This window comes from Streptomyces sp. NPDC057253 (assembly GCF_042669125.1).
Lineage (GTDB): Bacteria > Actinomycetota > Actinomycetes > Streptomycetales > Streptomycetaceae > Streptomyces.
Map to the genome: position 1 here is coordinate 127222 of NZ_JBHUXV010000012.1, position 9129 is coordinate 136350.

The 9129-nt window shown below is 72.0% G+C and carries 10 protein-coding genes; 4 read left to right on the forward strand and 6 right to left on the reverse strand.

The genetic code is table 11. From position 1 onward, the window contains the following. The first annotated feature begins 90 nt into the window (after positions 1–90). Entirely contained in the window at positions 91–987 is an 897-nt protein-coding gene (locus ACFULQ_RS09650) for a GNAT family N-acetyltransferase (RefSeq protein WP_383540530.1), read from the forward strand. Between the two features lie 156 nt (positions 988–1143). Next, on the forward strand, positions 1144–1833 hold the full coding sequence (locus ACFULQ_RS09655) for a siderophore-interacting protein (protein ID WP_383540533.1): 690 nt from the start codon (positions 1144–1146) through the stop codon (positions 1831–1833). 63 nt (positions 1834–1896) lie between these two features. Here ACFULQ_RS09655 and ACFULQ_RS09660 read toward each other — a convergent pair whose 3' ends face one another. Then, on the reverse strand, positions 1897–2595 hold the full coding sequence (locus ACFULQ_RS09660; protein WP_383540536.1) for a hypothetical protein: 699 nt from the start codon (positions 2593–2595) through the stop codon (positions 1897–1899). Between ACFULQ_RS09660 and ACFULQ_RS09665 the strand changes: the two genes are divergently transcribed. Further along, complete coding sequence (locus ACFULQ_RS09665; RefSeq protein WP_383540538.1) at positions 2594–2905, forward strand: hypothetical protein; 312 nt, start codon at positions 2594–2596, stop codon at positions 2903–2905. The two genes, ACFULQ_RS09660 and ACFULQ_RS09665, sit on opposite strands and share 2 nt — an antisense overlap. Positions 2906–3065: 160 nt before the next feature. On the opposite strand, the gene ACFULQ_RS09670 is transcribed toward ACFULQ_RS09665, so the two are convergent. The 5 genes from ACFULQ_RS09670 to ACFULQ_RS09690 form a co-directional block, all read right to left on the reverse strand. Then, a complete protein-coding gene (locus ACFULQ_RS09670; RefSeq protein WP_383540540.1) occupies positions 3066–4055 on the reverse strand; it encodes a malate dehydrogenase in 990 nt (329 codons plus the stop codon). Positions 4056–4389: 334 nt separating this feature from the next. Further along, positions 4390–5574, reverse strand: a complete 1185-nt coding sequence (locus ACFULQ_RS09675) for a DUF2690 domain-containing protein (protein ID WP_383540542.1) — start codon at positions 5572–5574, stop codon at positions 4390–4392. Positions 5575–5784: 210 nt separating this feature from the next. Continuing rightward, a complete protein-coding gene (locus tag ACFULQ_RS09680) occupies positions 5785–6249 on the reverse strand; it encodes a helix-turn-helix domain-containing protein (RefSeq protein WP_383540545.1) in 465 nt (154 codons plus the stop codon). A 241-nt stretch (positions 6250–6490) separates the two neighbouring features. Next, positions 6491–6967, reverse strand: coding sequence for a DUF3017 domain-containing protein (locus ACFULQ_RS09685; RefSeq protein ID WP_383540575.1), 477 nt, complete (start codon positions 6965–6967; stop codon positions 6491–6493). Positions 6968–7373: 406 nt separating this feature from the next. Beyond that, the gene (locus ACFULQ_RS09690) at positions 7374–8228 is read right to left on the reverse strand and encodes a bifunctional methylenetetrahydrofolate dehydrogenase/methenyltetrahydrofolate cyclohydrolase (RefSeq protein ID WP_383540548.1); all 855 of its coding nucleotides are present in this window, start codon (positions 8226–8228) and stop codon (positions 7374–7376) included. A 212-nt stretch (positions 8229–8440) separates the two neighbouring features. Here ACFULQ_RS09690 and ACFULQ_RS09695 point away from each other — a divergent pair, with 212 nt between their 5' ends. After that, a complete protein-coding gene (locus ACFULQ_RS09695) occupies positions 8441–9076 on the forward strand; it encodes an RDD family protein (protein WP_383540549.1) in 636 nt (211 codons plus the stop codon). Positions 9077–9129: the final 53 nt, after the last annotated feature.

The following is a 9129-nucleotide window of genomic DNA, read 5'->3' on the forward strand; positions in this document are numbered from 1 at the left end:
AACAATCAGCATAGAGGGGCGGGTGTGCACAGGAAACCGGAATGCCGGTTTGATGGACTCCCCGGAATCCTTTGACTACAGTCAAAGATTATGGACCCGGTGTCGAGAGAGCAGGTGGCGGAGTTCCGCCGGTTCAACCGCTACTTCACCCGCCGTATCGGCGCGCTCGACGACCACTATCTCGGCCAGGACCGGCCGCTCGGTGAGGCGCGGCTGCTGTTCGAGATCGGCGAGGGGGTCTCGCTGCGCGAGCTCAGGAGCCGGCTCGGGCTGGACGCCGGTTATCTGAGCCGGATGACGAAGACCCTCCAGAGCCAGGGACTGGTCCGGGTCAGCGTCCACCCGGGCGACAGCCGGCTGCGCATGGTCGAGCTGACCCGCGCCGGACGTGTCGAACTGAAGGAGCAGAACCGCCGGGCCGACGCCCTCGCGGCCGGTCTCCTCCACGGCCTGAGCGGGCCCCAGCGCGACCGGCTCACCGAGGCGATCGGCACCGCCCGGCGTCTGCTGCGGCTGGCCGGCATCACCGTGACCCGGGTCGACGGCGCCGCCCCGGACGCCCGCGCCTGCCTCGACGCCTACGCCGCCGACATCGACGCCCGCTTCCCGGAGGGCTTCGACCCGTCCGACCTGGTCCGTCCCGAGGAGGTCTCGGGGGACGCGGGCGCGTTCTTCGTGGCGTACGAGGAGGGCCGCCCCGTGGGCTGCGGGGCGCTGCGGCGCCTGGAACCGGGGGTCGGCGAACTCCGCCATGTGTGGGTCCACCCGGACGCCCGCCGCCTGGGCCTCGCCCGCCGCCTCCTCGCGACCCTGGAGACGGAGGCCGCGGCCCGCGCCCTCACGGTCCTGCGCCTCGACACGCACGCGTCCCTCACCGAGGCCCGGCGGATGTACCGGGCGTGCGGCTACACGGAGATCCCGCCGTACTCCGAGCATGTCTACGGCGACCACTGGTTCGAGAAGCGACTGGGGCGCGCGGGCACGTGACGACCGGCGGCCACTTCGGCCGGACACCGTTCGATCGACCAGGAGAGTCGAGCACTATCGCGTTGGACGGGAAACGAGTACTATCGCGTTCGGGTCGCCGCTGAGGCGTTGGCCCAACCTCCCACGCCCGTGCCCCAGTTGCCCCGAGGAGCCGCCGTGCCCTCCCTGCTGAACCCGGTCATCGGTCTGCTGATGCTCCGTGGAGTCGTCACCGAGGCCGAACCGATCGCGGCCCGGATGCGCCGGGTGCGCATCGAGGGCGACGGCCTCGCCGGGCTGGATGTCCGCCCCGGACAACAGGTGCGCGTCCTGGTCGGACCGGGTCCGACCCGTCGTACGTACTCGTTGTGGCGCTACGACCCTTTCGGCGCCGTGGAGTTGTGCGTGCTGGACCACGCCGGGGCCGGGCCGGGAGCCGCGTGGGGGCGGGGAGTCTCGGTCGGCGCGCAGGTGCGGCTCGGCAGACCCGAGGGCTCGTTCACGCTCCGCCCCGACGCCTCCCACCATGTCTTCGTCGGCGAGGAGACCGCCTCCGTCGCCTTCGGCGCGATGCTGGCCGCGCTGCCGCCGGAGGCGCGGATCTCCGGCTGCGTGGAGACCGGGACACCCGCGGACCGGCTCCCGCTCCCCCACGCCGACCGCCTCGACTGGCCCACCAGAGACGAGCGTTCACTCCCGGACGCGGTACGGCGGCTGGCTCCCGAGCCCGGAGGGGTGGCGTACGTCGCCGGGGAGGCACGGACCGTGCAGACCGTACGACGGCTGCTGGTGAGGGAGTTGGGCTGGGACCGGCGCGCGGTACTCACCAAGCCGTTCTGGACGCCGGGACGACGGGGGTTGGAGTAGGGGCCTCCGAGGCAGTCGTGCCTCCCTGTGCACCAGCGTTCCGGCGGCGGTCGGCGGCCATGCTCAGTCGCACTCCGCGCCCGTCGGGCAGAAGGAGGTCAGGGCCCTGGTGAGCGGGTCGCGTACTAGGGCGGGGGCGAGGGTGGCGGGGCCGGTGGCTCGGATCGCGTACAGCGTCCCGTCGGCGGCCTGGAAGCGGTGGTCGACGACCTGGCGGGCACCGAGGTCCGTGTCGTCGTAGCGGTAGGCGAGTTCGGCCCAGGTGGTGCCGGAGGCGCGGTCGAGGACCTGGTAACCGGGCTGGCGCGCGAAGCCGTAGCCGGGGTCGTTCTCGGCCAGGTCGAGGGACTGGGCCGGGGTGTCCTCCGCGATCCGGAAGATCTGGAGCCGGCGACCGTCGGCGGGGGCGTCGTAGACCACGACGGGAGCGGCCTGCCCCTGCTTCTCGGTGCGGGTCCAGCCCCGGGGCACGTCGATGCTGTAGCCGACGGGGTCCTCGGTGCGGCGGTATCCGGCGGCCGCGGAGGACACCGGCGTCGGGGTCGCGGCGGACGAGGGCGACGTGGAGGACGGCCTCGCGGACGAAGAGGCCGTGACCTTCGGGGCCGGACCCGCACCGGAGCGGGAGCCGAGGGAGGTGTCCCGCAGGAGGAACCAGACGCCGGCCCCGACCGCGACCCCGACCAGGACGGCCACGACGAGGGCGGCGAACACCCGCCGGACCCGGTGGGGCGCCGGGGCGGAGGCGGGACCCACAGGCATGGGCACCGACGAGGTCCAGGGCGGTGTCGGCTCCGGCGAAGTCCAGGGCGGGGCCGTGCCCCGGCCGGGCGCGAGCGGCGAGGACTGCGTCGGTGCCGCGGCCCACGGCGGCGCGAGCTCCTGGTCCCGGGGCGGCACGAAGGAGGTCTGGGTCTCGGCCGAGGCCCACGGCGGCCGCTCCCCCGCCCGGGCGTCCCCTGCCCGCGCGTCACCCGCCCGTGCACCCCCCGCCCGCGTCTCCCCCGAGCTCCAGGCAGCCCGGCCTCTCTCCTCGCTCGGTTCGTGCTCCGCTCCGGAACCGGAGCTGTAGCCGTTCCAGCCGTTCATCGCGCATCCCCCCGAATCACCCCACCGGGTAAGGCTTCGACCGTAGGGCGAAAAACGGCCACGGGCCCCGTTCCGGAAGGAACCGGAACAGGGCCCGTGCAGGCTCGTGACAGAGCCGTCGAGAAGACTCGGCGTCGAGAGGATCAGATGAGGCCGAGCGCGCGCACCGCCTCGCGCTCCTCCTCCAGCTCCTTCACCGACGCGTCGATGCGGGCGCGGGAGAACTCGTTGATGTCCAGGCCCTGGACGATCTCGTAGACGCCGTCCTTGGTGGTGACCGGGAAGGACGAGATCAGGCCCTCCGGGACGCCGTAGGAGCCGTCCGACGGGATGCCCATGGAGGTCCAGTCGCCGTCCGCGGTGCCGTTGACCCAGGTGTACACGTGGTCGATGGCGGCGTTGGCGGCGGAGGCGGCGGAGGACGCGCCCCGGGCCTCGATGATCGCGGCGCCGCGCTTGGCGACGGTCGGGATGAACTCCTCGGCCAGCCACTTCTCGTCGTTGACGGTCTCGGCGGCGTTCTTGCCGGCGACCGTGGCGTGGAAGATGTCCGGGTACTGGGTGGCGGAGTGGTTGCCCCAGATGGTCAGCCGCTTGATGTCGGCGACCGAGGTGCCGGTCTTCTTCGCGAGCTGGGTCAGCGCGCGGTTGTGGTCCAGGCGCGTCATGGCGGTGAAGCGCTCGACCGGTACGTCCGGGGCGGCGGCCTGGGCGATCAGCGCGTTGGTGTTCGCCGGGTTGCCGACGACCAGGATCTTGACGTCGTCCGCGGCGTGGTCGTTGATGGCCTTGCCCTGCGGCTTGAAGATGCCGCCGTTGGCCTCCAGGAGGTCACCGCGCTCCATGCCCTTGGTGCGGGGGCGGGCGCCGACGAGCAGACCTACGTTGGTGCCGTCGAAGGCGACGTTCGGGTCGTCCGTGATGTCGATGCCCTGGAGGAGCGGGAAGGCGCAGTCGTCGAGCTCCATGGCGGTGCCCTCGGCGGCCTTGAGCGCCGGGGTGATCTCCAGGAGGCGGAGCTTGACCGGCACGTCCGCGCCGAGCAGCTGGCCGGAGGCGATGCGGAAGAGCAGGGCGTAACCGATCTGGCCGGCCGCGCCGGTGACAGTGACGTTCACGGGAGTGCGGGTCATGGCGTTCTCCGTATGACAGCTGGCGGTGGGGCGGCGTCCCTGCCCCGGACGTTTGATCGATCTCTCGGCATCAAGAGATCCACCGCTCAGGCTATCGCGCATCCGGGAACCCGAACGTCCGGGTCCGTGTGGCCCACCCCACAGCCCTCCCCCGAACAAAAGAGGCGGCCGCCCGTCCGGGAGAGGGGGGACGGAAACGGCCGCCGTATGGGGGTACCGGTGTCCGGACTCCCGTGGGGGTATTTCTCGCGTGCCCAGGATTCAACAGCCCATGCGCACTCCGCGAAGATTTACTCCCCAGGGGCGCGGGGAACGCGCAATCCCCCGCACCCCCTCAGTCGGTGCACCCCCGCTGCCCCGAAGCCAGAGTCACGCACGCCTTCGCCTCACCCGCATCCTTCACAGCGACCATCGGCGTGTAAGCGATCGTGTCCCCGGCCTCGGTGATGCTCCCGCTCTGCTCGGACACCTTCCCGGCCGACACCTCGACCTTGTCCCCCTGCCCGGCCTGGGTGACCCTCCCCCACGCCGCCCCACAGGTCTCGCTGTACCGCACCTCGACCACGGCCGCCCCCACCGTCGCGGTCTTGGCGGTCGTCACCAGATTCCCGCTGCACCCCATCGCCTCGGCGTCCTTCCCGGTGCACCCGGCCCCGCTGCACTTCACCCCGGCGGGCAGCGAGACGGACGTACTGGCGGACGGCGAAGGGGACTTCTCGGCGCGGTTCTTCTTGTCCCCGCCCCCGTCGGTCAGGAAGAACACGGCGGCGACGACCACGAGCACCCCGACGATCCCCGCGAGGAACATCGTCAACCGCCGCTTCCCACCACCGGACCCACCTGAGCCGCCGGACCCCCCGGAGCCGGGGCTGCCACTGCCCGGCCGAGCGTCCTGCGGCTGGTCGTACGGCCCCGGCGACCCCGGCGTCCACCCCGGCCCGTCGGCCGGGACGGGCGCCGCGGCGGCGGCCGTACGTCCCGAAGTGGCCTGCGACGGCCCCTGATACCCGGCCACGCCCCAGGAGTTGCGGGCCGCAGAGCCACTGTCGGTCTCCGCCGGAGCCGGCTGCGGCGGCACCGTGGGGGCGACCCCCGCGGGCCCCGCCACCCCCGGCGTGGCCGTCACGCTGCCGCTCTTGCGGGCCGTCTTGCCGCCCGTGGCGGGCGTGGGCGGCGCTCCGAACTCGCCGAGCGCGGCCCGGGCCTGGGAGATCCGGATGGCCTCCATGGTCATGTCGTGGCGCATCTCCGAACGGCTCCAGGCGCGTTCGGCGAGCTCCCACATCGTGGTCAGGTGAACGGGATTGGTGCCGGTGACCTCGGCCAGGGCGACGATCGCACCCTTCGGCGCGAGCAGCCGGCCGTTCAGATAGCGCTCCCAGGACGTCTTGCTGTAACCCGTGCGGTCGGCGACGGCCGCGATGCTCAGTCCGCTGCGGTCCACGAGCCGCCGCAGCTGGCTGGCGAACTCCCTGACCTGCGGATCCATATCGTCCGGCAAGGCCTTCCAACGAGGCATTGCTCCCCCCTCTTTCCCCCCGGTCGGTGCTGTGGTGCTCACGTGCGCTGCAAGGATCTCAGCTTTCCGGGCACAGGCGCACGGGTGCATCGGCAAGTTCGACACGTTATCGACGCTGTCGAACGGTGCTGTATCAAAAGCGCAAACTTGTCAATACATCGTCACACGAGGAGCACACCGGAAATAACGCCCGCCACGGCAGTTCCCGGCTCACCCAGAGACCACGGCCCCGGCGACTCCGACCGCCAGCAGGAGCACGAGCAGCAGTACGGCGGCGAGCAGCAGCCGGTTCATTCCGCCGGATATCTCCCGGGGCGGTTCGTCCCACCACGGCAGGGTCGGGTCGTCCTCGTACCCCTCGCCCCCGGTGGCCCCCGCCCCCTGTGCCGGGGACGCCGGTCGGGGCCAGGCCTGGACCGCCAGTTCCCAGCGCACGGTGAGGCGTTCGGCGTCGGGGCCTTCGAGGCCGGCGATCCGGCACAGGGCGGCGACGGCCTGCCGGGGCGGAGGCTGGGTGGCGTTGAGATAGCGGTGCCAGGAGGACTTGCTGTAGGCGGTGCGGGCGCCGAGGGCGACCAGGCTGAGCCCCGTGCGGTCCTTGAGCCGCCTGAGCTGCTCCACGAAGTGCCGTACCTCCGGCGGCAGATCGTCGGGCAGCGCCTGCCAGCCACTCATCGCCCACCTCCACGGCGTCCTCACCTGCTTCCAGGCAATTGACGACGTCAGAGGCCGGATCGGTTCCTGTCCGCGGGGCGGTTGTGGCAGGTCGCTCACACCGTGCCGGAACCGTCACCGCTGTGCCACAGCGAACCGACAGCGGTTGAACAGCCCGCTCACGGCACGGGAGGCTGAATCTCGACGGCGGTCCGTCCCTCATCGGGGGAGGGGGCGGACCGCCGGCCCTCCCCCGCGGGGATCAGCTGTTGGTGACCGTGAAGTGCAGGGTGTCCTTGAGGAACGGGATCACCAGCCACGGGTCCGGCTGCACCATCATCGCCAGCAGGACGATCGCGGTGCCGAGCACGCCGTAGGTCGCGATGTCGGTGAAGCGGGAACGCACGGCGAGCATGCCGACGTCCGGCACCAGCCAGCGCAGCACGGCACCGGCGAGCAGGGCCAGACCGATCAGGAGCGTGCCGACGCGGAACCGGTCGAGGGCGGTCAGCAGCAGTCCGAGGCCCACCGCGGCCGACACGGCGAGCACCGGCCACTGCCGGGCGGGCGCCGGCGCGTCCCGCGGCGCGGCGCGGCCACCGCCCTCGGGCCGCGCGGTGTCCCGGGTGAACAGCGGAAACCGCCGAGTGGCCCGCCGCGGCACCCCGTCGACATCCGGCGCACTGATCGCATCCCGTACGACGATCTCGGCCTCCGCCTCCGCATCCCGTACGACGATCTCGGCCTCCGCCTCGGCATCCCGAGCCTGATCCGACTCCCCGTCGCCACCGCCGCCCTGCCGCCCGGCAGGACTCCCCGCGCCGGCCTCGTGCGCCTCCACGCCAACCGGTCCGGCACCGGGCTCCTGCGCCTCCGCGCCCTCCGATCCCGCAGCGGCCTCCCGGGCCTCCACGGCACCGGCATCCGGCTCCCGAGACCCGGCCGACTCCGCGGCCCGCCCCTGCGGCCCCGACGCTCCCGCCGCGGCCGCACCGAGCTCCTGGCGCCCGTCCGCTCCGGTCGAGGAGACACCGGGTTCCCGGGACTCCCCGGCTCCGCCCGGCGCTCCGGACCCCGTCACCCCGGTCCCGGCTCCGGTCCCGGTCGCCCGCGCTGTCACGCGCTGCTCCTTGGACACCCGCCCGTCAGCCGACACCGCGCTCCGCCGCCTCGACCACGTTGACGAGCAGCTGGGCGCGGGTCATCGGGCCGACGCCGCCGGGGTTGGGGGAGATGAAGCCGGCGACCTCGGCGACGCCGGGGTGGACGTCTCCGACGATCTTGCCCTCGGCGTTGCGGGAGACACCGACGTCGAGGACGGCGGCGCCCGGCTTCACGTCCTCGGGGCGGATCAGGTGGGCGGAACCCGCCGCCGCGACGATGATGTCCGCGCGCTTGAGGTGGGACGACAGGTCCCGGGTGCCGGTGTGGCACTGGGTCACGGTCGCGTTCTCGCTGCGCCGGGTGAGCAGCAGCGGCATCGGGCGGCCGATGGTGACACCGCGGCCGACGACCACGACCTCCGCGCCCTTGATCTCGACGCCGTAGCGGCGCAGCAGGGTGAGGACGCCGTTCGGCGTGCAGGGCAGCGGCGCCGGCTCGTTCAGCACCAGCCGCCCCAGGTTCATCGGGTGCAGCCCGTCCGCGTCCTTGTCCGGGTCCATGAGCTCCAGGATGCGGTTCTCGTCGATGCCCTTGGGCAGCGGGAGCTGGACGATGTACCCGGTGCACGCGGGGTCGGCGTTGAGTTCGCGGACGACCGCCTCGATCTCCTCCTGCGTGGCCGTCTCCGGCAGCTCACGCTGGATGGAGGCGATGCCCACCTCGGCGCAGTCGCGGTGCTTGCCCGCGACGTACTTCTGACTGCCGGGATCGCTCCCGACCAGGATCGTGCCGAGGCCGGGCGTGACGCCCTTCTCCTTCAGCGCCGCCACGCGGGCGGTCAGATCGGACTTGATCGCGGCTGCGGTGGCCTTGCCATCGAGAATCTGGGCGGTCATGAGCCCATCCTCGCGGATGACCGCCCCCTGGTTCCAATCCGGGTTGCACTTGCACAACACATCGCAATGCGCCTGGACAACCGCTCTCCTCTCCTAGAACCATGGAGGGCGCTGTATCGCGGCTGATGTTCGGGGGGCATACCGCTTGTTTTCGTGACGTTCCTCCGCACAATTCCGCAACGTCCCCTTTGCGTTCACGGAGGATTCCCACCATGAGTTTCGGCTCGCCCAACAATCCGTACGAGAAGCCGCAGAACCCCCAGCAGCCGCAGCCCGGTTACGGCTACCCGCAGCAGCAGCCCCAGCAGCCTGGATACGGCTACCCGCAGCAGGCCCCGCAGGGCGTCCCGCCGCAGCAGGGCTACCCGCAGCAGCCCGGTTACGGCTACCCGCAGGCGCCGCAGGTCCCGGCCTCCGCCTACGGCTACCCGCAGCAGCCGGGTTACGGCGCCCAGCCGCCGTACGCGAGCTGGGGCCGGCGTTTCGCGGGCACCCTGGTCGACATGCTGGTCTTCATCGTCCCGTACATCCTCGTGGGCATCGGTGCGGCCAACAAGACGGCGGCCCTGGTGATCATCGGCTACCTCGCCATCATCGGCCTCGCGATCTGGCTGCTCATCATGGAGGGCCGCACCGGCCAGACGGTCGGCAAGAAGGCGCTCAACATCCGCCTGGTCCGGGAGATCGACGGTCAGCCCCTCGGTGTCGGCATGGCCTTCGTCCGCCGTCTCGCGCACTTCCTGGACAGCCTGGCGTGCTACCTCGGCTGGCTGTGGCCGGCCTGGGACGCCAAGCGTCAGACCTTCGCCGACAAGGTCTGCTCCACCATCGTCATCCGTACCAACTGAGCGCCACCGCACCACGACTGACGGCGGACGGCCACGCGGCCGCCTCGCCACCC

Excerpts from the sequence above, each read along its gene's own strand:
- ACFULQ_RS09650 (WP_383540530.1), top strand. The coding sequence starts at position 91 with ATGGACCCGGTGTCGAGAGAGCAGGTGGCGGAGTTCCGCCGGTTCAAC.
- ACFULQ_RS09665 (WP_383540538.1), top strand. The coding sequence starts at position 2,594 with ATGGGCACCGACGAGGTCCAGGGCGGTGTCGGCTCCGGCGAAGTCCAG.
- ACFULQ_RS09660 (WP_383540536.1), bottom strand. The coding sequence starts at position 2,595 with ATGCCTGTGGGTCCCGCCTCCGCCCCGGCGCCCCACCGGGTCCGGCGG.
- ACFULQ_RS09670 (WP_383540540.1), bottom strand. The coding sequence starts at position 4,055 with ATGACCCGCACTCCCGTGAACGTCACTGTCACCGGCGCGGCCGGCCAG.
- ACFULQ_RS09675 (WP_383540542.1), bottom strand. The coding sequence starts at position 5,574 with ATGCCTCGTTGGAAGGCCTTGCCGGACGATATGGATCCGCAGGTCAGG.
- ACFULQ_RS09680 (WP_383540545.1), bottom strand. The coding sequence starts at position 6,249 with ATGAGTGGCTGGCAGGCGCTGCCCGACGATCTGCCGCCGGAGGTACGG.
- ACFULQ_RS09690 (WP_383540548.1), bottom strand. The coding sequence starts at position 8,228 with ATGACCGCCCAGATTCTCGATGGCAAGGCCACCGCAGCCGCGATCAAG.
- ACFULQ_RS09695 (WP_383540549.1), top strand. The coding sequence starts at position 8,441 with ATGAGTTTCGGCTCGCCCAACAATCCGTACGAGAAGCCGCAGAACCCC.